This window comes from Bradyrhizobium sp. S3.7.6, assembly GCF_054061875.1.
Map to the genome: position 1 here is coordinate 6,630,074 of NZ_JBSSEQ010000001.1, position 24,373 is coordinate 6,654,446.

Sequence of the window (24,373 nt, forward strand, 5' to 3'; positions counted from 1 at the left end):
TACCCCGCCGTTCCGCACCTCTCTAGTGCTCGACAGCATTCAGCCGGAGCATTTTCCATGCGAGAGCAGCACCCATCGAACGACGTCGGCTCGGGAAGATCCGGATCGCACCGGTTCACCCTGATACAGCCCGCCGTGGCACTCACGGCCGGCATGCTGTGGCTCGTCCCGGCTGCGACGTCCGCTCAAACGACCATGCCGGGAATGCAGCCTTCCACCGGCATGCTGGCGACGTCGCCGCTCAACCCGCAATCCACGCGGCCCGTCGGCGTTCCGCTGGGATCGACCGAGATCGCAACACCCGGCATTTCGCCGCTCAATCCGGCGCAAAGCACGGCGGGTTGTGCCGGATCCGGCAATACCGCCTCGTCCGGAGCCTTGTTCGACGGCGGCGGACTGTCCGGGGGCTCATCCGTCACGTGCAACGGCAGCATCACGGCGGCGCCTCCGCTGCCTTCAGCATCGACGGTCGGACGCGTCGGGATACCGCTCGGAGCCACCGAGCTCGGCGGCGCCGGAATCAGTCCGTCCGTTCCGGTGCAAGGCCCTGCCGCAACCGACAGCACGACTTCGATCAGCGGCTCAAGCAATCCCTGACATCCAGGACGATCTCATGAAACGAAATCTCGCCATCGCGCTTGTCGCTCTCGCCGCGATTCTCGTCGGAGCCGGCCTCTGGTTCTTCGCCGCGGACCGGAAGCCGGTCGTCGCCGCCGCGCCAGTGCCCGCGGCCGTACCGGTGGTCACCGCCGCCGTCACCGGCAAGGACGTTCCGATCTATCTGCGCGGCATCGGCACCGTGATCGCCTACAACACCGATGTCGTGCGCAGCCAGATTCAGGGACAGATCGTCAAGATCGCCTTCACTGAGGGACAGACCGTCAAGGCCGGAGATCTGCTCGCCCAGATCGACCCGCGTCCCTACGAGGCCCAGATCGAGCAATTGACGGCCAATCGCGACCGAGATCAGGCCCAACTCACCAATGCCGAAGCCAATCTCTCCCGCTACAGTAAACTCGGTGACAAGGGTTATGCGACCCCGCAGCTGATCGAGACGCAGACCGCGCAGGTGGCCCAACTCAAGGCCGCCGTGAAAGCGGACCAGGCGCAGATCGACGAGGCCAACGTCCAACTCAGCTACACGCGCCTGACATCGGCCATTCCCGGCATCACCGGCGTCCGCCAGATCGATGTCGGCAACGTGATTCATCCGACCGACCCGAACGGTCTCGTCGTCGTCACCCAGATCGAGCCGATTTCGCTGCTGTTCACCCTTCCGCAGACGGATCTGCCCGTGATCCAGGAACACGAAGCAAAAGGCCAGTTGAAGGTCATCGCCTACAGCCAGGACAACAAGATGAAGCTCGGCGAAGGCACGCTGCTGCTCGTCAACAACGAGATCGCAGGGACGACCGGCACCGTCCAGCTCAAGGCCACATTCGCCAATCACGAGCACCGGCTGTGGCCGGGACAGCTGGTGAATGCCCGGCTGCTGCTGAAGATTCAGAAGGATGCGCTGACGGTCGCCGGCTCCGCAGTCCAGCAGGGCCCGAACGGCACCTATGTCTATGTCGTCGCTCCCAACCAGACCGCTTCCTTGCGTCCTGTTCACGTCGCGCAGATCAGCGAGGGGCAGGCCCTGATCGACCAGGGACTGAAATCAGGCGATACCGTCGTCGTCGACGGTCAGTATCGGCTGACGGAAGGAAGCCAGGTTCGGGAACTGCACGGCAAGGCCGCGCGCGAAGCCGACCTGCAAAGCTCCGTGCAGGACGCGCTCCCATGAACTTGTCCGCGCCCTTCATCCTGCGGCCGATTGCAACCGCTCTGCTGATGGCGGGCCTGCTGCTGTGCGGCCTCGCGGCCTACCCCCTGTTGCCGGTCGGCGCGCTGCCGAACGTCAACTACCCGACGATCCAGATCTCGGCGCAACTGCCCGGCGCCGACCCCGGAACCATCGCCTCGTCGGTCGCGACGCCACTCGAACAGCAGCTCAGCCAGATCCCCGGCGTCACGCAGCTCACCTCGTCCAGCGCACTCGGCGTCGCCCAGCTCACGGTTCAGTTCGAGCTGTCGCGCACGGTGGACAGCGCGGCGGTCGACGTGCTCTCCGCGATCAATGCCGCGAGCCCGTACCTGCCGCAGAACATCCCCTACCCGCCGACGATCAGGAAGGTGAATCCGGCGGAAACGCCGATCATGCTGATCGCGCTGACGTCAGAGTCGATGCCGCAGACCACGGTCGATGCCTACGCGGAAAACATCCTTCTGCCCAAGATTTCCCAGGTGCCGGGCGTGGGCCTCGTCGGGATCGGCGGCCAGCAGAAGCCCGCCATCCGCATCCGCGTCAATCCGCAGGCGCTCGCCGCCCGCGGCATCGGCCTCGAAGACGTCCGCACCGTGATCGCCGGCGCCAATGTCGACCTGCCCAAGGGCACGCTCAACAGCCCGCGCGTCACTTATACGCTCAATACCAACGACCAGTTGCTGAAGCCCTCCGCCTATGAAGCCCTCATCATCGCCTATCGCAACGGCTCGCCGGTGCGGCTGCGCGACATCGGCTCGGCGATCGAGGGGCCCGAAAACGATCTGCTGGCCGGCTGGTACGGCAAGGACCCCGCCGTCATCCTCGCCGTCCAGCGCGTCCCCGGCGCCAACGTCATCGAAACCGTCGATCGCATCAAGAAACTGCTGCCGCAGCTGCAGGCCTCCGTTCCGCCGGCGATCAAGGTGACGATCGCCGCCGACCGCACCGCCACGATTCGCGCCGCGGTTACCGATGTGCAATTCACGCTGCTGTTGACCGTTGCCTTGGTGGTGATGGTCATATTCCTATTCCTGAGGAATTTCTGGGCCACCATCATCCCGGCGATCACGGTTCCGCTGGCGCTGATCGGCACCTTCGCGGTCCTCTACGTACTCGGCTACAGTCTCGACAACCTCTCGCTGATGGCGCTGTCGATCGCGGTGGGATTCGTGGTCGACGACGCCGTGGTGGTCATCGAGAACATCGTGCGCCATCTCGAGCAGGGCATGACGCCCATGGAGGCTGCGCTCAAAGGCTCCAGCGAAATCGGCTTCACGATCGTCTCCATCACCCTGTCGCTGATCGCGGTGTTCATCCCGCTGTTCCTGATGGGCGGCTACGTCGGAAAGCTGTTCCAGGAGTTCGCCGTCACGATCACCGCATCGCTGCTGCTGTCGCTGGTGATCTCGCTCACCTTGACGCCGATGATGTGCGCGCGCCTCCTGAAGGACGAATCGCGCAGGAAGCATGGCCGGCTCTATCTCCTGTTCGAGCGCGGCTTCGATGGCCTGCTTGCGCTGTACGCGCGCGGCCTGCGCGTCGTGCTGCGCCATCGCTTCGTGACGCTGCTCGTGATGCTCTCGACCATCGCGCTGACCGGCTATCTCTACGTGATCATCCCGAAAGGCTTCTTCCCGCAACAGGATACCGGACAGATCGTCGGCATCACCGAGGCTGCCCAGGACATCTCCTTCCCCGCCATGTCCGAACGCCAGCAGGCGGTCGTCGACATCCTGTCAAAGGATCCGGCGATCCAGTCGGTGGCGAGCTATATCGGTCCGGGCGGCCCGACCGCGACCCTCAACCAGGGGCGCATCTTCATCGTCCTGAAGCCGAAGCCCGAACGCAAGGCCAGCGCCGACCAGGTGATCGCGCGGCTGGAACCCCAGCTCGCCCATATCCAGGGCATCAAGCTTTACATGCAGTCGGCCCAGGACATCACGATCGGCGCGCGCCTGTCGAAGACGCAGTATCAGTACACGCTGACGGACGCCGATTCCAACGAACTCAACCACTGGTCGGCGATCTTCCTGGAGAAGATCCGCGCGCTCGACGTCGTCGCCGACGTCGCGAGCGACCAGGCCAATGCCGGCCCGAGGCTGCAGGTCACCGTCAATCGCGAAGTCGCCTCGAGCTTCGGCATCCTGCCCACGACGATCGACAACACCCTCGACGACGCCTTCGGTCAGCGCATCGTCTCCACCATGTTCACCTCGCTGAACCAATACCACGTGGTCATGGAGGTCGATCCAGCCTTCCAGTATGGGCCTGACGCGCTCAAGGATATCTACCTGAACTCGGCCACCGGCCAACAGGTCCCTCTGAGCACGCTGGTCCACAGCGTCATCATGCCGGCGCCGATTCTGATCAATCACCAGGGCCTGTTTCCCTCGGTGACGATCTCGTTCAACCTGCGACCGGGCGTAGCGCTGGGCGATGCGGTGACGGCGATCCAGAAGATCGAGAAGGACACCGGCAAGCCCGCCTCGCTGTCGACCTCGTTCCAGGGCAACGCGCAAGCCTTCCAGTCGTCCCTGTCCGGCACGCCGTTGCTGATCGGGGCGGCGCTGATCGTGATCTACATCATCCTCGGCGTCCTCTATGAGAGCCTGATCCATCCGATCACGATCCTGTCGACGCTGCCTTCAGCCGGCATCGGCGCGCTGCTGCTGCTGCTGGCAGTCCACATGGATCTCAGCGTCATCGCCATCATCGGCATCATCCTGCTGATCGGCATCGTCAAGAAGAATGGCATCATGCTGGTCGACTTCGCCCTGGAGGTGGAGCGCAATCAAGGGCTGAGCCCTGAGGAAGCGATCTACCAGGCCTGCACGCTCCGCTTTCGTCCGATCCTGATGACGACCATGGCCGCGCTGCTCGGCGGTGTGCCTCTGATGCTCGGCAACGGCACCGGCGCCGAACTGCGCCAGCCGCTCGGCTACACGATCGTCGGCGGCTTGATGCTCTCGCAGATCCTGACGCTCTACACCACGCCCGTGGTCTATCTCTATCTCGACCGGCTCGGCAATTGGTTCACCAACCGCAAGCCACATGCGGTCGAGACACCCGCCCCCTCCACGAGTGAAGCAGATGCCGGATTGGGCCATGAGTCCGCTTGATCAGGTGAGCGTCGGCATGACGGCGGAAAAGCTGGTGACCGTCACGGCGGAGATGACGGTCGGCCACGTGGTCCCGGGAATGCCTGAAGTCTACGGCACGCCGATGATGATCCTGCACATGGAGATGGCGGCGGGATGGGCGATCCAGCCGTCCCTGCCGACTGGCTATGTCAGCGTCGGGATGATGGTCGACGTCCGTCATCTGGCGGCGACGCCGGTAGGCCGCACCGTGCGCGCGGTCGCACGGGTCGTCGCCGTCGAAGCCAGGAGCGTCCTGTTCGAAGTCGAGGCCTGGGACGGCGGCCGCAAGATCGGCGACGGGACCCATCGGCGCGGCGTTGTCGATGTCGCCGAGTTCGAGAGGCGTTTCGGGGTGACGAGGCCCACCGCGGCGTTGGCTTAACGTTGCGGAATCCTTCCCGCGGCAACATCCCGGATCTGCGCGCAGGCTCGCATGGTGACGCCGTGCGTTTTGACAAAGGGTCCGCGAAAACGCAAAAGACCGGTTTTTCACGGTGCGGTACATGGCTTGCATCCCGCGTCCGGACATCCGGGCTCGGGAATTGGTCTCATGCCCGGCGAGTATCTCTTGGACCTCTTCAATCTGCTGGCCCAGCCCGGACTCGCTCACGAAGGCAAGGAACCCGCGACGGCCCGCCACACGAGGACGGACTGTCGCGCATCGTGGCCCGACCATTCGCGCTACGCTCATCCCGTCCTTTGGGTCCTGGGAGGCGTTGCGCTCGGCGTGTTGTCATTCGCTTGCTTCCTGCTCGGGATCGACCTCACCACTAGCGCCCTCGCCCTGCTGGTCGTCATTGTCGTGTTGTCGTTGCTTGCGATCGCCGGCTTGGTCAGGCGGCAGCACCGGCTCGAGCGAGAGGACGTCTTGCGGCGGCGTCAGGTCGCCCATCTCGCCGAGGCCCAGAAGCTCAGCCACACCGGCAGCTTTGGCTGGAACGTCGCCAGCGGCGAGCTGTTCTGGTCCGAAGAGACGTTCAGGATCTTCGATCTCGAGCCAACCTTACCGCCGTCGCTCGACACTATCCTGAAGCGTACGCATCCCGACGATCTCAATGCCGTACGCGAGGCGCTCGATCGCGCCGCGAACGACAGGAACGACTTTTCCCTGGAGCATCGGCTGATCCTGAGCGATGGCTCGATCAGGCACATTCGCGTGGTCGCCCGTGGAATGTCGGAAGATCGCGGACAATTTCGGTTCATCGGCGCGGTCATGGATATCACCGCCCAGAAGAAGGACCACACCGAGCTGGAGCGGAGCGAGCAGCGGTACCGCCACCTGTTCGGTCGCATGCCGATCGCCCTCCGTCAGCTCGACGCCAGCAGATTGGTGGTGCTGTTCCGAAAACTGCGAGCCGAGGGCATCAAGGACCTCGGCAGCCATTTCGACAGCCATCCCGACTTTCTCCGGACCTGCATGGACGCGCTCTCGTTTCAGGAAGCCAACGAACGAGCCATCCAGATGTTCGGAGGAGGCGTCGACGGCTATGTCGGGCGTTCCATGTCCGACACCTGGAAGGCACGCCCGGATACGTTTCGGCGGGCCATGGAGTCCCGCTTTCGCGGTGAAACGAACTTCGAGGAAGAGACCAAGATGGTGACCTGGGACGGCCGCGTCGTCGACGTTCTGTTCACAACGGCCCGCGTCGGCCCAATCAATGATCTCGAAATAAGCCTGGTCGCCACGATCGACATCTCGCAACGCGTCCGCGCCCAGGAGAGGCTTCGGCAGGTGCAGGCGGAGTTCGCGCATGCGGCACGCGTCTCGATGCTCGGCGAGCTCACCGCCTCCATCGCGCACGAAGTCAACCAGCCTTTGGCCGCCATCGCGACCAACGCCGCTGCCGGTCTGCGCTGGCTGAACAGGCCGATTCCCGATATGGCCGAGGTCCGCAGTACAATCGAAAATATGGCCACGGATACGAGGCGGGCCGCGGACATCGTGGCGCGTGTTCACGGGATGGCTTCGCGCAAGGCGCCGGAGCGCGCCGTTCTGTCGCTTGACGATGTCATTCGCGAGGCGCTTCTGTTCCTGCGCCACGAGATGGAATCCCGCGGCGTAACGATCCTGCACCGGCCCGACGCGGAATCTGCACTCGTGCTCGGCGACCGCACCCAGCTCCAGCAGGTGATCGTCAATCTGGCCATCAACGCCGTGCAGGCGATGACGCAGGCGGGACGCGACCATGGCAGGATCGTCATCACCACCGCCGCGCAGGACGCGACGACCCTGTGCTGCTCCGTGGAGGACAACGGTCCCGGCATCTCCGCCGAACATGCCGGCCGGCTGTTCGAAAGCTTTTTCACGACCAAGGAGTCCGGCATGGGCATGGGACTGCCGATCTGCAGGTCCATCGTCGAAGCGCATGGCGGCCGCATCGACGCCGAAGGCCTTGGCGCCGAAGGCCTTGGCGCCGATCGCGGCGCCCGGTTCTGGTTTACGCTGCCGATCGCGACGCCGGCGTCATCGCCGCCATCCGGTCGGGACGCCGACGCCTGACCCCGCCTGCTCTATTGCGCCGGGGCGGTAGAGCGCACCAGGCGGATCGGGATGCCCTTGAATGACGGCGTGAAGCTGAGGGGATCACGGGCATAGAGCGGCACCAGCGGATTGGTCTCCGGATAGTACGCGGCACAGCAGCCGGTCGGAAACGAATACGCAACCACGCGGAAGTTGCGCACGATACGCTCGGCGCCGTCGGTCGACTCCGTGATCAGGTCGACGCGATCGCCGTCCGCGAGCCCGCGCTTCTTCAGTTCATATTCGTTGAGGAAGACCACGTCGCGCTGGCCGAAGACGCCGCGATAGCGGTCCGACAGCGAGTAGAGCGTCGTGTTGTACTGGTCGTGGCTGCGTATCGTGCTGAGCCACAGGAAATCCGGATCGGCCTGCGGTGGGTCCTCGCCGCAGCCGTCAAACACCAGGAAATTGGCCTTGCCGGACGGCGTTGCCCAGATGCGCTCCCGCGCGGTCGAGGTCAGATGGAAGCCGCCGGGAATGCGGATACGGGCATTGTAGCTCTCGAAGATAGGGAAGACGGCCTCGATCGCATCCCGGATGCGATCGTAGTCGCCCACAAAGCCGTCCCAATCGACCACCGTGCGCTCGCCGAGCGTCGCCTTGGCGAGGCCTGCGATGATCGCGACCTCGCTGAGAAGATGCTCCGATGCCGGCTTGTTGCGACCGCCCGAGGCGTGGACCATCGACATCGAATCCTCGACCGTGATCGACTGCGGCCCCGATTCCTGAATGTCGATCTCGGTTCGCCCGAGGCACGGCAGGATCAGGGCGGCGCGGCCATGGATCAGATGGCTGCGGTTGAGCTTGGTGGAGACGTGGACGGTCAGATCGAGTTTGCGCAGCGCGGCCTGCGTCGCCTGCCAGTCGGGTATGGCCGCGGCAAAGTTGCCGCCCATCGCGAAAAAGACCTTCACCTCACCGCGGATCATCGCCTCCAACGCCGTCACGACGTTGTGTCCCGGCGCGCTCGGCGGTTTGAAGCCGAAGCGGTGCTCGAGGCGCTCGAGAAAATCCGCCTTGGGGATCTCCGTGATCCCCACGGTTCGGTCGCCCTGCACGTTGGAATGACCGCGAACCGGACAAACGCCGGCGCCGTCGCGTCCTACATTGCCGCGCAAGAGCGCAAGGTTGGCGATCTGCTGCACGTTGTGCGCACCACGCTGGTGCTGGGTAATGCCCATGCCGTAGACAAGGATGGCGCGCTCCGCCTTCATATAGGCGCCGGCGGCATATTCCAGGTCCTCGCGCGTTAGGCCGGACTGGCGTTCGATGTCGGGCCATTGCGTTCGCTTGAGATCGCCGATCAGCGCTTCGATGCCGGCGGTGTGCCCGCGAATGAAATCCCAGTCCAGGATCTCGGGCTGCTCGGCCGCACGGGCAGCCTCGTCCGCTTCGACGAGGAGCTTCATGATCCCCTTGAGGACGGCGACGTCGCCACCGACACGCACCTGGAAAAGCTTCGAGCTGATCGTCGTCGACGACAGCGTGATCATCTCAACCGGGCTCTGCGGCGCCTGGAAGCGCTCCAGCGCCCGCTCGCGGAACGGATTGAACGAGATGATCGAGGCCCCTCGGCGGGCCGCGTTGCGCAGGCTGGTCATCATGCGCGGGCTGTTGGTGCCTGGATTCTGGCCGAAGATGAAGATGCAATCGGCCTTGTCGAAATCCTCCAGCAGCACGGTGCCCTTGCCGACGCCGAGCGATTCCGGCAGGCCGACGCTGGTCGCCTCGTGGCACATGTTCGAGCAGTCGGGAAAGTTGTTGGTGCCGTACTCGCGCACGAACAGCTGATAGAGGAAGGCGGCTTCGTTCGAGGTTCGCCCGGACGTATAGAACTCCGCCATGTTCGGATCCGGCAGCGCATTCAGCTCGCGGCCGATCATGGCGAACGCATCGCCCCACTGCACCGGGAGATAGCGGTCGGATGCGGCGTCATAGGCCATCGGATGGGCGAGCCGACCGACCATTTCGAGATCGTAATCGTTCCAGCTCGCGAGCTCCGTGACGGTATGCTCGGCAAAGAATTCGGGCGTGCAGCGCTTCGATGTCGTCTCCCAGGCGACCGCCTTGCCGCCGTTCTCGCAGAATTCGAATGACGAGGTGTGCTTCGGATCGGGCCAGGCGCAGCCGGGGCAATCAAAACCCTCCGGCTGATTCATCCTGCTGAGCGTGGCTGCGCCCTTCAGCGGCGCCCGCTGCACCAGAAGCGCCTCGCTGAGCGCCTTGAGTGCGCCCCAGCCGCCGGCGGGTTCACGGTAGGGACGAACCGATTTCGTTGTCATCTCGATATCTCGCGATATGGCAATTCTCCGGGCCAGTTAAGGATCGTGCGGGCAGAGCCGTCTTTTCAAAACGAAGCCGAATTTCGCAATTGCACATGTTCGGAGCCGGCCGCAGCAGCCAGTGCATTCCGGCAAAAAGAGCGCGTTCACGGAAGCTGAAACGGCGACCGGAAACTAGGTTTGTCAGTTGGAGCCCCGTCGCTACGGAGGGCTTTCGACATTTTTCAGGAGCGACCCAAGATGTTCTCAAGACGTGATTTGCTGGCCATGTCCGCGGCAGGCGCCGCGATGGTCGGCTCCAGCGCGCAGGCCGCAACTTTCGGCAATCCGGACGAGCCGCCGCAAGGCGCCGTGAACGCCAAGAGCCCGGGAAGCCTGTCCGATCCCGGTCCTCAAGATCCAGACCTTGCCAAGCACTTCCCCTCAGCCCAAACCCCGCCCCCGACGGACGTCGGCGGCCTGCCGATGGATTGGGCCTCGTTCAACAATGCGCCGAGGCGCATCCAGAATGGCGGCTGGGCCCGTCAGGTCACGGTCGAGGATTTCGCCATCTCGAAGGAGATCTCCGGCGTCAATATGCGGCTGGCTGCCGGCGGAATCCGCGAGCTGCATTGGCACCAGGCTGCCGAATGGGCGATCCTGACCTACGGCTCCTGCCGCGTCACCGTGCTCGACACGCAGGGGCGCCCCTATGTCGGCGACCTCAAAGTCGGCGACCTCTGGTATTTTCCGCCGGGCGCGCCGCATTCGCTGCAGGGCTTGGGCCCCGATGGTTGCGAGTTCGTGATCTGTTTCGACGACGGCCACGCCAATGAATTCAACACGCTCCTGGTGACCGACTGGTTCGCCCACACGCCGCCCGAGGTGCTGGCGAAGAACTTCGGTGTTCCGGCCGACGCGTTCGCAAAGATCCCGCTGCACAACCGCTGGATCTTCCAGGGGACCGTGCCCGGCGATCTCGCCGCCGATCGCGCAGCCGTTGCAAAGCACGCCGAAGCGCCTCCCTACCCCTTCGTCCACTCGCTCGGCGGCTCGGCCCCGGTCAAGGAGAGCTCCGCCGGCAGCATCCGCGTCGCCGACAGCACCACCTTCAAGGTTGCCACCACCGTCGCTGCGGCGCTGGTGTCGATGCCGCCGGGGGCTGTCAGGGAGATGCACTGGCATCCGAATGCCGACGAGTGGCAGTACTATATCAAGGGCAAGGCGCGGATGACGGTGTTCGACACCGGCCCCAATGCGCTGACGACGGACTTCGGGGCCGGCGACATCGGCTATGTCCGGCGCAATCTCGGCCACTATGTCGAGAACGTCGGCGACACCGAGCTGCAGTTCGTCGGCGTGTTTCGAGCCCCTCGCTACGAGGAGGTGTCGCTCTCCTACTGGCTGACGCACACGCCACCCAAGCTGGTCGCCCAGCACTTCAACATCGATGAGAAGCTGATCGCCCAATGGCCGGACAACAGCCCCGGCGTCATGCCCAAATCCTGAACCAGCCTCGCAACAGTTCTGAACGAGAAAGGCGCCGAAACCGGCGCCTTTCTTTTTATCCGTGACAGCTCACGGCAACTTCGCGCGTGCAGCCGTCAGTAGTGATCGGCAGCAGGGGCCGACTTGCCGCGGAAGACGCGATAGCCGATCGCCACATAGAGCAGCATCAGCGGGAATACGAACAGGCCGGCGCCCCAGAACATGAATGCGAGACTTGCATGAGGCGCCGCGGCCTCGTCGATCGTGACGACGAACGGAATCATGTAGGGCCAGAACGACAGGGCGAGCGTGGCGAAGGCCGCGACGAAGATCAGGGCGACCATATGGAACGGCCAATAGTCGTCATGGCGCAGGATGCTCTTGGCCAGCATCGCGGCCGCACCGGCACCGATCACGGGAAACACGAACAGATAGGGCCGGTCGGTCCAGCGTAGTAGAATCGGAAGATGTTCGACAAGCGCATACGCAAAGACGACGACCAGGAAGACCAGGACGCCGATCGCCAGCGGCGGGATCTGGCGCCGTGCGGTATCCCGAACGGGACCGTCGCACTTCCGCACCAGCCAGCAGGCGCCGAGCAGCGAATAGCCGAAGCAGAGCCCGATCCCGCACAGCGCGGAAAAGGCGGTCAGCCAGCCGAGCGTTCCGCCGGTATAATCGCCGTTGGAGAACTGGAGTCCTTCGACGAGAGCGCCGACCATCGCGCCCTGCATGAAGCTGGCGGCAAACGAGCCCACGACGAAGCTGACGTCCCAGACCCAGCGCGAACTGAGCGCCTTGCCGCGAAACTCGAACGCTACGCCGCGCAGGATCAATCCGAGCAGCATCACGAGAACAGGGATATAGAAGGCCGACATCACCATGGCGTAGACCACGGGAAACGAGCCCCACATGATCACGCCCGTGACGATCAGCCAGGTTTCATTGCCGTCCCAGACCGGAGCGACAGTGCTCAGCATGGCATCCCGCTGCGACTCGCCGCCGGCCACGCTGAACAGCATGCCGACGCCAAGATCGAAGCCGTCGAGGAGGAGATAGATCAGGATGCTGATGGCAAGAAGGGCAACCCAGTACATCACCATGGCTATTCTCCCGCCCCGAGATAGCTGCGCGCGGCCGGCACCTGATCGGCGAGCGACATCGGCCGATTGGGCACGGGAACGTGGAGCGGCCTGCCGCCGAGTCCCGCCGGGCCGGCGCGCAGCAGCCGATAGATGTAATACGTCCCGAACGAGAAGATGAAGGCGTAGACCGCGACGAACAGGATCAAAGAGGTCATCGCAGCCGACGCGGTCAGGAACGGCGTCACGGCGTCCGCAGTCCGCAACACGCCATAGACCGTCCATGGCTGGCGCCCCACTTCCGCGGTGTACCAGCCGGTGAGGATCGCGACCCACGGCAGCGGGAAGCTGAGGAAGATGCCCCACAGCAAGAGGCGGTTCCGATCGAGCCGATGCTTGAGGCCGAGCCAGGTCCCGAGCCAGGCCAGCCCGAGCATCACGAAGCCGCAGCCGACCATGATGCGGAAGGCAAAGAACGGGATCAGCACCGGCGGCCGGTCCTGCGGCGCGAAGCTGGTGAGGCCGACCTCTTTCGACGTCAGGCTCATGCTGCCGATGATGCTCCCGAGCACGGGAATCGATATCGCGTACTTGTTCGATTCGGTGCTCGAATCCGGGATCGCGATCAGCACCTCGGAGGCCGGTTGCTCGTCATGCCAGCGCGCCTCGATCGCGGCGAACTTGGCCGGCTGGTAATCGTGGACATAGTCGCCGACGAGATGCCCGATGAAGAGCTGGACCGGCAGCAGCACCGCCGCAAGTGCGAGGCCCATCCGCAGCATGACATGAGCCTCGGGGCGATAGGTCCGCCGCAGCAAATACCACGCGCCGGTTGCCGCCACGCAGAACGCGCCAGTCAGGTAGGACGCGAGCAACATATGCGGAAACCGGACCCAGACCACGCGATTGAAGATGATCTGCGTCCAGTCATCAGGCACGAACTGGTCGTTCTGCAGGACGTAGCCGGTCGGCACCTGCATCCAGCTGTTGTTGACCATGATCCAGAACGCCGAAAGCGTCGTCCCGAGCGCGACCATCGCCGTCGAGAACAGGTAGAACCACGGCGGCACCCGGGGGCGACCGAAGATGAGGATGGCCGAAGAAGGCCGCCTCCAGCATGAAGGCGGTGAACGTCTCGTAGGAGAGCAGCGGCCCCTGGATCGGGCCCGACATCTTCGAGAGCACGCTCCAGTTCGTTCCGAACTGGAACGCCATCACCACGCCCGATACGACGCCCATGCCGAACGCCACGCCGAAGATCTTCAGCCAGAACGCGAACAGGGTCCGGTAGACGGGCTTGCCACTGTACTGGTGCATCGCTTCGAGCACGGTGAGCCAGGCGGCAAGCCCGATCGTGAACGCCGGGAAGATGATGTGGAACGAGATGGTGAAAGCGAATTGCAGCCGCGACAGAAGGAGCGCCGTCGGGTCCATCGAACATTCTCCGTTGGTTCACGCCCGTTTCGCGGCCGCCGGCGCGCGTGCGGCCGGCTGCGGAATGTTGTCGACCTTGAGGACCGCGGCGGTCGCTGCACGAATCTGGCGACAGAAATCCGCATCGTCGATCAGCGACACGCCATAGGACGGGATGATCTGCTTCAGCTTGGGCAGCCAGGCGCTTGCCGTCAGCTCGCCGGCGAAGCACTTCTCGAGCACGCTGATGGCGATGAACGCGGCAGTGGACGCCCCCGGTGAAGCACCGAGCAGGGCCACCAGCGAATGATCGTCCGCGCCGACGAGCTCGGTCCCGAACTCGAGCAACCCACCACGCTTGACATTGGGCTTGATGATCTGGACCCGCTGGCCCGCAACCTGCAGCCTCCAGTCCTTCGGGTCGGCCTTCGGGAAATATTCGTCGAGCGCCGCGAGCCGGTGTCCCTCGGATTGCAGCACCTGCCCGACCAGGTATTCGGTGAGATCGAAATTGTCGCGCGCCACCGAAAGCAGCGGCTTGACGTTGGCGGGACGAATGGACTCGAAGAGATCGAGCAGCGAGCCGTGTTTGAGGAATTTGCTCGAGAAGCCGGCATAGGGACCGAACAGCAACGAGTGCTGGCCGCCGATCACCCGTGTATCGAGATGCGGCACCGACATCGGCGGGGAGCCGACCGCGGCCTTGCCGTAGACCTTGGCATGGTGACGCTTGTTGATCTCGGGATCATCGCAGCGCAGCCAGATCCCGCTGACCGGGAAACCACCATAGCCGCGCCCCTCCGGGATACCGGATTTCTCCAGCAACGGCAGCGCGCCGCCGCCGGCACCGATGAAGACGAACTTTGCGCGCACCGATCGCGTCTCGCCGCTCGCGGTGTCGCGCACTTCGACGCGCCACCGGCCGCCCTGCTCCCGGTCAAGACCGGTGACACAGCTGTTGTAGTGGACGGCGCAGCCCGGCTGGTTGACCAGATGCTTGACCAGCAGATGCGTCAACGAGCCGTAGTCGACGTCGGTGCCGGTGATGATCCGTGTTGCGGCAACCGGCTCGTCGCCAGTCCGTCCGTCCATCACCAGCGGCGCCCATTCGGCAATCTGCCTGGGATCCTCGGTATGCTCCATCCCCTCATAGCAATGATGGGCCGACATCGCCTTGAACCGCTTTCCGAGAAATTCGACGTTCTCCGCGCCGTGCACGAAGCTCATATGCGGGACCGGATGGATGAACGCTTGCGGATCCGCGATCTCTCCGCGCCCGATCAGGTAGGACCAGAACTGCCGGGACAGATCGAACTCGACATTGACCTGGAGCGCCTTGGAGATGTCGATGCTGCCGTCGGGCCGCTGCGGCGTATAGTTCATCTCGCAGTTCGCCGCGTGGCCGGTACCGGCATTGTTCCAGGAGTCGGAGCTTTCCTGCGCGCAATCCCCGAGAATCTCGCACATCTGGATCGACAGAGAGGGCTCGAGCTCCTTGAGAAAGACGCCGAGGGTCGCGCTCATGATGCCGGCGCCAATGAGGACGACATCAGTTTCGCGGTCGGAAGCTGCTGACATGGCTATTTCCTTCGTCGGGTGTTGCTGCTTTGGATGGCTCGATCAGGCCCGCACCGATTGCCGCACCTTGGCGCGGAACGGCACGTCCGCTCCCGGGCGCAGGATCACGTAGGCACGGCGCCAGGATGAATCGTCGGTCAATTTCCAGCTATGCCCCGAGCCGGCGGTGTCCTCCGCCAGCAGGATGTTGCCGGGGTGGAGCAGGAAGTGGTGGCCGTCACGCGTCTGGAAATCGAGCGATCCGCTGAGCGTGATCACCAGCTGCCGGATCGGCGCGGTGTGCCAGGCGAAAGCTCCGCCCGATTCCGTTTCCTGAAAGGAGACGCTGGCGGCATCGATCTTTCCGGTCAGGAAGTCGCCGCGCTGTCCCGGCTCCAGCTCGAGGAAGCCTTCCTCGAAATGCGAGTTGTTGTCCTCTCCGGTCCATAGGCGCACACAGCGGATCATCGTGTCTCTCCTTGCATTGTGGTTGCGCCGCCTGCGCGGCGTCGTTCGGACCGGAACGGCACCTCGGCGTCCGGCTCGAGAACCGTGTAGAGGCGCCGCCACGGCGCCTCGTCCGTCATGGTCCAATTGTGGCCCGTCCCACCGGTATCTTCCGTGAACAGGACATCGCCCGGGCGCAGCGTGAAGCTTCCATCCGCAGTTTCGAACCGTAGCGTCCCGCTCAGGGACATGACGAGCTGGCGCGCTGCGTCGGGATGCCAGCCGAGTTTCGGATCTGCATCCGTTTCGTGGAACGAAGCGGCATCGATCCGAAGCTTTGCGCTGAGCGCATCGCCCCTCGCCCCGCGCGCGAGCTCGACGACGCCATCCTCGAAGTGCGACTTGCCATCCGCACCCGTCCAGAGTCTGACGCACCGGATCATTGCCGCCGCCCCTTCAGCCGGCCTTCGCGCCGATTGCGAGCGGCACCTTGATCTCGGCCACATAGGGCTTGACCATCTTGGCGGGATCCACGATGCGGTCGAACTCCGGCTCGGTCACGAAACCGAGCTTGAGCGCCGCCGACTTCAGCGTGAGATCGTTGTCCATCGCATAGTGCGCGATCCGCGACGCCTTGTCGTAGCCGATTACGGGCGCCAGCGCCGTCACGAGCATCAGCGATCTCTCGACATACTCCTTGATCTTCCTGTGGTTCGGCTCGGTGCCCTCGACGAGGAAGGTGCGGAAATTGGTGCAACCATCGGTCAGGATGGTGACGGACTGCGCGATGTTGTGGATGATCAGCGGCTTGTAGACATTCATTTCCAGATAGCCGCCGGCTCCGCCGAACCCGACGGCGACGTCGTTCGCCATCACCTGCACGGCGATCATCGTCAGCGCTTCGGCCTGCGTCGGGTTGACCTTGCCCGGCATGATCGACGAACCCGGCTCGTTCTCGGGGATCAGCAATTCGGCAAAGCCCGCGCGCGGGCCGCAGGACATCAGACGGATGTCGTTCGCGATCTTGTAGAGCGACCCCGCGAGCGTGCGGAGCGTGCCGGATAGCTGCACCAGCGCGTCATGCGCACCCTGGACGGCAAACTTGTTCGGTGCGCTGACGAAGGGCAGCCCCGTCAGCCGCGCGATTTCCGCGGCGACGGCCTCGGCGAAGCCCGGCGCGGCATTGATGCCGGTGCCGACGGCCGTGCCGCCCAGGGCGAGCCGGAAGACGCCCTTGAGCGCGTCGTCGATGCGGGCCAGATCGTCGGCGAGCATGCCGGCATAGCCGGACCATTCCTGCCCGAGCGTCAGGGGGGTCGCGTCCTGCATGTGGGTTCTGCCGATCTTGACGACGTCGTCCCACTGGCTCGATTTTGCCGCGATTGCGTCGTGCAACGCCTCGACCGCCGGAACGAGCCGCTCGGTCACGTTCATCGCGGCCGCGATGTACATGGCCGAGGGAAAGCTGTCGTTCGAGGATTGCGACATATTGACGTGATCGTTCGGGTGAACCGGATGCTTGCTCCCGAGCGGCGTGCCCGCGAGCTGGCAGCATCGGTTCGAGATCACCTCGTTCACGTTCATGTTGAATTGCGTTCCGCTGCCGGTCATCCAGACGTGAAGCGGAAACATGTCCTGATGTTGGCCGGAGAGGATCTCGTCGCAGACATGCGCGATCAGCTTGTGGACCTTGCCGTCGAGACGGCCGCCGGCGCAATTGGCGTTCGCGGCCGCCTTCTTCAGGATCGCGTAGGACTGGATCATTTCGCGCGGCATCAGGTCCTTGCCGATGCTGAAATGCTCGAGCGAACGCTGCGTCTGCGCCCCCCAGAGCTTGTCCGCGGCAACGTCCACTTCACCCAGGCTGTCCGTCTCTTTGCGAAGGTCGTTCATCCGTGCCTCTTGGCAGTTGACGTCGAAAGGCCATCTCGGCGCTGTTGGAAAGTGTACGCACCGCATGACGCGCACGCTTCCTTGAATGAACGTCCTTTTGCCGAATGGCATGGTGCGCGCTCCGCACCGTCAACGAGCGAAATCACGAGACTTGGATCGACGGTTCAGCTTCGCAGTTGCGGCCGGCAGAGCCAAAGAACGCACACCGACGATGCGATCGGCAGGACAAGGCTCCAGGCGTGCAGCCATTTCGTCACGCAGGCCCCGATGGCGGCCCCCGACAGGAAACATCAGGCAGACCAGAAGCATGACTGCGGTGCCGCGCGCCGCATCGCGATCGGACGCAACTGATTGATCGATGGCACGGAGCATATTGCCGGTGACGGTGACGGTGAGATATTTCCAGCGTTCGACCTGCCTGAAGCTGGCCGACTGCAGCGCGGCGCCGAAGGAGATTCCGAGGATCGTGATCATGTCCGGAATCCGATGATACAACAGCATCACCGCTACCAGGCAGACGATCTCTCCGGCGAGGCAGAGCAGCGGCGACTTGAGGCGGATTGCCAGCGATGCGCCGAGCAGAAAGGCGGCAAGCGGAAGAAGATGATGGGTTGCCTGCCGCCATTGCCCGGACATGGCGTCGATGCCGAGGAAGATAACATTGCCGGTTTGCGAGCTTGCAAACACGCCGCCGAGCGAGAGCCACGTAAAGGCGTCGAGAAAGCCGCCCGTCATGCTCAGAAGAGACGCCACGAGAACCGATCGCTCCGGAGCATGGACGACGCTTCCGGTCTCGGCGACCGGTTCCGGAGATACGGCTTGCATCGCCATGTGCGTCGGCCCGCGAGGTCAGCAGCCGGCGTGCGTTGCGGCCTCATCCGGCAGCAGAACGCGACGCGGGTGCGTGAATACGCCGTATCCGTCATCGCGAGCGATCGCGAGCAGCGTGATCCCCGCTTCATCCGCGGTCTTGATCGCGAGTGCGGTGGGTGCGGATACGGCCACGATGACCGGTGCGCCGAGCATCGCCGCTTTCTGCACCATCTCGACCGAAACGCGGCTGGTCAGCAGTACCGCGCCATCGCACGCCGATCTCCCCTCGCGTACGATCGCGCCGGCGAGCTTGTCGAGCGCATTGTGCCGGCCGACGTCCTCTCTGACCAGGCCGATGCCGGCCCGCGGATGCCAGAAGGCCGCCGCGTGGACGGCCCGCGTTTGCTGATTGAGGATTTGGTGCGGAGAAAGGGCCTGCATGGCGCCCAGCAAGTCGCGCGCGTGAAAAACGATGCCCCGGCCCTTCACCCGCGCCGGCGCGCGGCGAGCCTGTTCGAGGCTCTCGATGCCGCATAGCCCGCAGCCAACGGGGCCGCTGATGGTTCGGCGCCGTGCAGCCAGGGATGCCGCGCGGTCACCATCGAGCCACATCCGAACCTCGACACCGAGATCGTTCGGGATCAGCTCGATGCTGCTGATCTCGCTCGCACGTTCGACGATGGCCTCGGTGAGGCTGAAGCCGATACCGAAATCCTCCAGATCTCCCGGCGTGCCCATCATCACCGCCTGGGTCGAGCCGTTATAGGTGAGCGCAATCGCGGTCTCCTCGGCAACCAGCCGCGAGGTCGACCTCGTCTGACCGCCGCGCCAGGCAATCTCCCAATGCCGGGTGAATGTCGAGCCTTTCGCCATGACTCATACCGTCGCCGGCTGGGACGAATGGCGGGACGCGCGGCTCTTGAGCGCGACCCCGAATGCGATGAATCCCCATCCCTGGAAGATCAGGTCGACGACCAGCATCACACCAAGCAGCCACAAACCGATGGCGGGCCAAGCCGCAACCAGCATGACACCGACGCAGAAGGTCAGGACGCCCGCAGCCACGATCCAACGCCAGCCCGCGGCCGGCCGGATATGGAACCCGGCCCAGATCCTTATCACCCCGGCTACGACCAGGAAGGCGCACACTGCGAGAGACAGCGTGAACGAAGCGAGGATCGGATCGTAGAGTATGATGGCCCCGGCGGCCGCATAGACGATCCCGGCCAGTAGCCAAAGCAGGAATCCCCGCAAGCCGCGCACTGAAAACGCTTGCACGATCTGGAAAATGCCGGCGACCGCCATGGTGGCGCCGATGACCAGTACGGACGCGAGGTTCGCCGCCATAAGATTGGCAGATGCAACACCGCCGAGGATCAGTTCGCCGACACCCAGCGCAACGAACCAGCCCCATTTTCCGGTGATGGCGTGGATCGCCCATCCGAGCGAGGCCTTCGAGTTCGACATGTCCGTCATGGCTTGACCCTTGTTCGCACGACGATCCGCAGATCATGAATAGGGCAAGCGTATCGAGATCTGTCCCAAGTCATCTTTCGAGGACGCAGCGATATTATTTGATCCGCACGATACGGATCGTTGCGCGAGCGTCGCGACTAACGCGGGATGGTCACGACGGTCCTGAATCCGTCGGGGCCGCCGCGGACGTCGACGGTCCCGTGCAGACGCGCCGCAAGCGTCTCGACGATGGAGCGGTCCTCTTCCCGGTACCGACTTTCGTCGGACGAGCCGTTGTCCATGACGCTGCACGCAACCGACGTCGCCGTGAGCCATACTTCGAGACGAATGGCGCCTGCTCCGCAGTGGGATACGTGGCGCACCGCACCGGTGATCAGTTCGAAGACGATCATCCCCAGCAGCCAGCAGCGCTCAGAACTCATCTGCAGCGGATGCAGCAGCAGCGAGAGCGCAATACCCTTGTCTTCGAGACTCGAGCGGCTGATCGACCGGCACAATTGCTGAAGATAGGCCGCCAGATCGACGGTGGTGGTGAACTGCGGCATTTGCAGCGCGTGGTGAAGTTGTGCATGACCTTCCAGCCGGTCCTGCACGGAAGCGAGGGTCGCCCTCGCTTCGATGCCGTCGCAACGATCGGCCGCCTGCGCCACCAGATCAATCGCCGAGGCGAGCTCGTCGTCGATCCGGTGCGCGAGCTCACGCAGCAGCAGGCGCTCCGCCTTGACGCCGCCATCCGTCAGGAGTTCCGAGAGGCTGCTCATCCTTCACCCGCCTCCCGGCCCAACGGCGTGCTTTGCACTTACGGGTTCTGGCCGCTTCGGCCGGTCTCGTAGAGGAACCAGATGCGCCGTTCCGTTTCGTCGATCCAGTTTTCCAGGACGCTCGCGGTGGCGACATCGCCGTATTCGTCGCAGAGCTCGTGGACCCGGCGCATTTCCCGCGTTAGCTGCTGGTTGTCGCTGCGCAGCTCGGCGAGCATGTCCTGCGGATCGACATAGTCGGCATCGTTGTCGAGAATGCGCTGCTCGCGCGCGATGTGGCCGATCGAGCGTAGCGTCGTGCCGCCGATCTTGCGTGCGCGTTCGGCGATGTCGTCAGTCATGGCCAAGATTTGGTCGGCCTGCTCGTCGAGCATAAGGTGGTAGTCGCGAAAGTGGCTGCCCGACACGTGCCAGTGGAAGTTCTTGGTCTTCAGGTAGAGAGCGAAAACGTCGGCGAGCAGCGCTCTCAGCGCGGCTGGAACGTCCCGGTTCGCATTCGCTCCGAGATCCGTCGGGCTTTGGAGGTCAGCTTTGGTCATGGTCGGCATCCTTTGCTGGAGGTTGGAAACATCTAACCGCGCGGTGCGCGAGGAATCTTTCCGGCGCGAAAGATCCTTTTGGGATCGCACGCCTGCGAGGGGCGCCCGCCGGCGCGCAGCGGGTTCATTTCGCTTGTGTCACCCTGTCCCGCAGCGGCAGAAGCGACATCGATTCGAATACGCCATCGCGACGGATCAATGCGTGGAATAGCCCCGCCGCCAGATGCAGCAGCACGAGGGCAAAGAACGCGAAACCCAGATAGACGTGGGCATTCCAGAGCAGCGTGTGCATCAGGTCGCTCTGCGGCAGCAGTGCGGGAATTTGGATCCCGCCATACAGGACGACCGGATAGGCCGCGGCCCAGAGCATGCCGAGACCGAGCAACGGCATGACGATCATGAGGCCATACAGGAGCTGATGCGACAATTTTGCTCCAAACCTCATAGGTCTCGAAAGATCGGCCGGCAATGGCGGCGCACCGTAATGCAGCCGCAACGCCAGCCTGATCAGCACGAGGACCAGCAGGATGACGCCGATCGTCTTGTGGACCAGGATGAGCGGCAGATATTTCGGCGCGACCGTGGAGACCATGCCGACGCCAATGAACAGCATGGCGAGGATGCAGACCGCCATCAGCCAGTGCAGAACCCGCTGGATCAGGGCAAAACGATGAGGAGCGCTGGTCATGGCTTGGCGGTCCCGGTTCGCGGATAGTCCCTGGCTTCGGCCGCGCGCAGATCGTAGGATTTGCGGTAGACCGATGAGCGTGCAGCCGGGAACGGATCGTCCGACACCCGGATTCCCTGTGGCAGGACCGCCGGATCGAAATTGATGTCGCGGCACGGTCCATCGCGCTCCGGCTCGATCCGCTGCACGATCAGCGTTCCGACCTCCACTTTGCGACGGTTCTCCGGCCAGGCCTTGCTCGGATCCGCGGTCGGGTCGCCCGGATCGGCGACGGTCGTGACCATGGTCCATCGCAGTGGACCGGCGGTCCGGACCCGTTCGGTGATCTCCTGCTCGAGATAATCCGGCCCGCGCTTTTCGAGGTCGGCCTGCGAGATCGGAATGGGTTGCGCCGAGGGCAACAGCGACCATCGCACGGTGTGGTCGCCGCCTCCGGCGTCCGTGAAGACGAAGCTGTTGAGGCCGTTATAGGGCTCCTCCGCATAACTGCCGGTCCAGGGCGCCGTCTTGGCCCAGGCCGCGAAGGGGCCGAATTCCGGGTTGGCCTGAATGAACGCCTTCATCGCCTCCGGATCCTTCTTGCCGGATGCGATCAGCAGGTCGTGAAATGCCTGCGGCGTGGAAACCGCAAAGAACGGCGGGTTGATCATCGCCATGCGCCACTCTTCGCCGTCTGCCGTCGTGATCAGCAATCCGAGGCCGCGGACGCGCACGGTCGCATCAACCGCGTTCGGATCGGCCGTGCCGAGATTGAAACGGCCCAAGGCCGGATAGTGCCCCTGCGCGAAGACCCTGGCCCGGGAGAGCTCCGCACCGTTTCCATTCGCCTCGAATGTCCCGGTGAAGCAGATTCCCTTGGCATGATTTCGCCGGTGCCCGAGCGGCGGGCCGCTCGGAGGCGTCAGCGCCGCGATCATCCGTTCCGGCGTCAGACGCCCCGGCGAGAACCATCCCGCAGTGTATGCGAAGGCAGCCGCGCCGCCGCCGACCACGGCCGCAATCAGGACGAGGGACCCAAGCCCCGAACGTGGTAGCTTGCCTTGATTCATCCGGTCTCCTTTGCGATGCGCAGACCGCCTGGCGATCGGGTGCGCGCGGCGCTCTTTCGAGCGAAGCAGCCTCCTTGTAGCCGGCGGCCAAGGCCCGATCTTTTCGAACCCACCGCCAATTTCGCGAAGGCACGCCTGAACTGTCTTCGGCGTTCGCCGGACCGGATCCGGCTTCGGGCATTCTCGAAATTTTTCGTGCAATTTGACAATCGATCGTGATGCCCGAAAAGACCCACCCTGCGCCCCGCCCTATTCCAGATGCGCTTCGCACGATGGCGGCGGTCGACTCCCGAACGATGGACCGTGTCGCGACGGGGCCGCCAGCGCCGCAGAGGCTGGAATGCGATTGGGAATCGAATGAGCAAAGTGATCATCGTCACGGGTGCTGCAAACAGCATCGGACGAACCACCTGCCGGCAACTGATGCAGGCAGGCCACACGGTCTACGTTTCAAGCCGGGAAATGAGTGGCCCTATTGCGCAAGGGATCGAGGAGGCTGGATCAAATCCCGGCCAGCCCGGCGCCGATCTCCGCACGATCGAGTTCGACGTCTCTTCGGACTCCTCAGTGACCTCGGCCGTTGAGACCATCATCGCCGAAAACAGCCGCCTCGACGTGGTCGTGCACAATGCCCGGCAAGTCGTTTACGGACCCGCAGAAGCCTTCACGCCGGAGCAGCTCGCCGAGCTCTACGATACCAACGTCCTGATCGCACAGCGCCTCAATCGCGCGGCGTTGCCACAATTGCGCAAGCAAGGTCAGGGCTTGCTGATATGGATCACGTCAAGCAGCGCACGGGGCAGCTCGGTTCCGTTCCTCGGCGCCTGTGCTTCAACGGAAGCCGCCCTGGATTCGCTGGCACTCAGTTACGCCGGCGAGCTCGCACGTTGGGGCGTCGAGACGACCATCATCGTTCCCAGTGCTCTCGGACCCGGCCACTATGTCCGATCCGGCCGGCCGCAGGATACTGTTCGGGCGGAAGAATACGCGGATGGTCCGACCGCCGACGTGAGTGAAATCGCGCTTGCGGGACTCGCGCAGCTTTCGCCGAAGGATACGGCCCCACAAGATGTCGCAAGCACAGTTGCGAATGTCGTGAACATGCCGTTCGGACAACGTCCGCTGAAAGTTCATTTCGGCCCGGATGACGATGGGGCGGCAGCTGTCGACGCCGTCGCCGACCGCGCACGCACGGAACTGTTCGGCCGGATCGGCCTGGAGGATCTTCTCAAGCCGGTGTTGATCCGATGAGATCGCCCATCGGCGGAGATTTCCCCAATCGACGGTCGTTTCCCAAAAAATCAGGACTCTCCCCGGAGTTCCCTGCCCTCCGGACGAAAGTGATCAGCGACATCCATCGGTGATCCTTTACCGCGATACTGCTGGATGTTACGTTTGAAGCTGCCACCGCGGTCACACGTTTCGGCCCGAGTTCAAG

The 24,373-nt window shown here is 64.0% G+C and carries 20 protein-coding genes and 1 pseudogene; 6 read left to right on the top strand and 15 right to left on the bottom strand.

Annotated features, from left to right (window positions below):
• Positions 1–185: 185 nt before the first annotated feature.
• Positions 186–590 carry a hypothetical protein gene (locus tag ACVJ5M_RS32600; protein WP_063984280.1) on the bottom strand — a complete coding sequence of 135 codons (405 nt, stop codon included), beginning with the start codon at positions 588–590 and terminating at the stop codon, positions 186–188.
• A 23-nt stretch (positions 591–613) separates the two neighbouring features.
• Here ACVJ5M_RS32600 and ACVJ5M_RS32605 point away from each other — a divergent pair, with 23 nt between their 5' ends.
• The 4 genes from ACVJ5M_RS32605 (at position 614) to ACVJ5M_RS32620 (ending at position 7,447) form a co-directional block, all read left to right on the top strand.
• Entirely contained in the window at positions 614–1,786 is a 1,173-nt protein-coding gene (locus ACVJ5M_RS32605) for an efflux RND transporter periplasmic adaptor subunit (RefSeq protein ID WP_063984281.1), read from the top strand.
• The gene (locus ACVJ5M_RS32610; RefSeq protein WP_063984282.1) at positions 1,783–4,926 is read left to right on the top strand and encodes an efflux RND transporter permease subunit; all 3,144 of its coding nucleotides are present in this window, start codon (positions 1,783–1,785) and stop codon (positions 4,924–4,926) included. The genes ACVJ5M_RS32605 and ACVJ5M_RS32610 overlap by 4 nt, the downstream gene beginning before the upstream one ends.
• Positions 4,913–5,329, top strand: coding sequence for a thioesterase family protein (locus ACVJ5M_RS32615; protein WP_063984283.1), 417 nt, complete (start codon positions 4,913–4,915; stop codon positions 5,327–5,329). Before ACVJ5M_RS32610 ends, ACVJ5M_RS32615 begins: the two co-directional genes overlap by 14 nt.
• Positions 5,330–5,497: 168 nt before the next feature.
• Entirely contained in the window at positions 5,498–7,447 is a 1,950-nt protein-coding gene (locus ACVJ5M_RS32620; RefSeq protein ID WP_084795222.1) for a PAS domain-containing sensor histidine kinase, read from the top strand.
• An 11-nt stretch (positions 7,448–7,458) separates the two neighbouring features.
• On the opposite strand, the gene ACVJ5M_RS32625 is transcribed toward ACVJ5M_RS32620, so the two are convergent.
• Positions 7,459–9,750: an FdhF/YdeP family oxidoreductase gene (locus tag ACVJ5M_RS32625; RefSeq protein ID WP_063984284.1), complete on the bottom strand. Its 2,292-nt coding sequence runs from the start codon at positions 9,748–9,750 to the stop codon at positions 7,459–7,461.
• A 240-nt stretch (positions 9,751–9,990) separates the two neighbouring features.
• On the opposite strand from ACVJ5M_RS32625, the gene ACVJ5M_RS32630 reads away from it, so the two are divergent.
• The gene (locus ACVJ5M_RS32630; protein ID WP_063984285.1) at positions 9,991–11,238 is read left to right on the top strand and encodes an oxalate decarboxylase family bicupin; all 1,248 of its coding nucleotides are present in this window, start codon (positions 9,991–9,993) and stop codon (positions 11,236–11,238) included.
• A gap of 95 nt (positions 11,239–11,333) precedes the next feature.
• Here ACVJ5M_RS32630 and cydB read toward each other — a convergent pair whose 3' ends face one another.
• The 13 genes and pseudogenes from cydB to ACVJ5M_RS32695 all read right to left on the bottom strand — a co-directional run bounded on the left by cydB (position 11,334) and on the right by ACVJ5M_RS32695 (position 22,935).
• On the bottom strand, positions 11,334–12,320 hold the full coding sequence (cydB, locus tag ACVJ5M_RS32635) for a cytochrome d ubiquinol oxidase subunit II (RefSeq protein WP_063984286.1): 987 nt from the start codon (positions 12,318–12,320) through the stop codon (positions 11,334–11,336).
• Positions 12,321–12,322: 2 nt separating this feature from the next.
• Positions 12,323–13,733 (bottom strand): annotated as a pseudogene (locus ACVJ5M_RS32640) (cytochrome ubiquinol oxidase subunit I).
• 18 nt (positions 13,734–13,751) lie between these two features.
• Entirely contained in the window at positions 13,752–15,290 is a 1,539-nt protein-coding gene (mqo, locus tag ACVJ5M_RS32645; RefSeq protein ID WP_063984288.1) for a malate dehydrogenase (quinone), read from the bottom strand.
• Between the two features lie 42 nt (positions 15,291–15,332).
• Complete coding sequence (locus ACVJ5M_RS32650) at positions 15,333–15,737, bottom strand: cupin domain-containing protein (RefSeq protein ID WP_063984289.1); 405 nt, start codon at positions 15,735–15,737, stop codon at positions 15,333–15,335.
• Positions 15,734–16,159: a cupin domain-containing protein gene (locus ACVJ5M_RS32655; protein ID WP_063984290.1), complete on the bottom strand. Its 426-nt coding sequence runs from the start codon at positions 16,157–16,159 to the stop codon at positions 15,734–15,736. Before ACVJ5M_RS32655 ends, ACVJ5M_RS32650 begins: the two co-directional genes overlap by 4 nt.
• Positions 16,160–16,172: 13 nt before the next feature.
• Positions 16,173–17,609: a class II fumarate hydratase gene (fumC, locus tag ACVJ5M_RS32660; RefSeq protein WP_231144513.1), complete on the bottom strand. Its 1,437-nt coding sequence runs from the start codon at positions 17,607–17,609 to the stop codon at positions 16,173–16,175.
• 129 nt (positions 17,610–17,738) lie between these two features.
• A complete protein-coding gene (locus ACVJ5M_RS32665; RefSeq protein ID WP_456679568.1) occupies positions 17,739–18,440 on the bottom strand; it encodes a YoaK family protein in 702 nt (233 codons plus the stop codon).
• Between the two features lie 18 nt (positions 18,441–18,458).
• The gene (gene fdhD, locus ACVJ5M_RS32670) at positions 18,459–19,295 is read right to left on the bottom strand and encodes a formate dehydrogenase accessory sulfurtransferase FdhD (protein WP_063984293.1); all 837 of its coding nucleotides are present in this window, start codon (positions 19,293–19,295) and stop codon (positions 18,459–18,461) included.
• Positions 19,296–19,298: 3 nt separating this feature from the next.
• The gene (locus ACVJ5M_RS32675; RefSeq protein WP_063984294.1) at positions 19,299–19,898 is read right to left on the bottom strand and encodes an HdeD family acid-resistance protein; all 600 of its coding nucleotides are present in this window, start codon (positions 19,896–19,898) and stop codon (positions 19,299–19,301) included.
• A 137-nt stretch (positions 19,899–20,035) separates the two neighbouring features.
• Positions 20,036–20,659 carry a histidine kinase dimerization/phosphoacceptor domain -containing protein gene (locus tag ACVJ5M_RS32680; protein ID WP_063984295.1) on the bottom strand — a complete coding sequence of 208 codons (624 nt, stop codon included), beginning with the start codon at positions 20,657–20,659 and terminating at the stop codon, positions 20,036–20,038.
• 38 nt (positions 20,660–20,697) lie between these two features.
• Positions 20,698–21,198 carry a Dps family protein gene (locus ACVJ5M_RS32685; RefSeq protein WP_283018590.1) on the bottom strand — a complete coding sequence of 167 codons (501 nt, stop codon included), beginning with the start codon at positions 21,196–21,198 and terminating at the stop codon, positions 20,698–20,700.
• A gap of 124 nt (positions 21,199–21,322) precedes the next feature.
• Entirely contained in the window at positions 21,323–21,886 is a 564-nt protein-coding gene (locus ACVJ5M_RS32690; RefSeq protein WP_063984296.1) for a cytochrome b, read from the bottom strand.
• Positions 21,883–22,935, bottom strand: a complete 1,053-nt coding sequence (locus tag ACVJ5M_RS32695; RefSeq protein ID WP_063984297.1) for a catalase family peroxidase — start codon at positions 22,933–22,935, stop codon at positions 21,883–21,885. The genes ACVJ5M_RS32690 and ACVJ5M_RS32695 overlap by 4 nt, the downstream gene beginning before the upstream one ends.
• A gap of 357 nt (positions 22,936–23,292) precedes the next feature.
• On the opposite strand from ACVJ5M_RS32695, the gene ACVJ5M_RS32700 reads away from it, so the two are divergent.
• Complete coding sequence (locus ACVJ5M_RS32700) at positions 23,293–24,186, top strand: SDR family NAD(P)-dependent oxidoreductase (RefSeq protein ID WP_063984298.1); 894 nt, start codon at positions 23,293–23,295, stop codon at positions 24,184–24,186.
• The last annotated feature ends 187 nt before the right edge of the window (positions 24,187–24,373 follow it).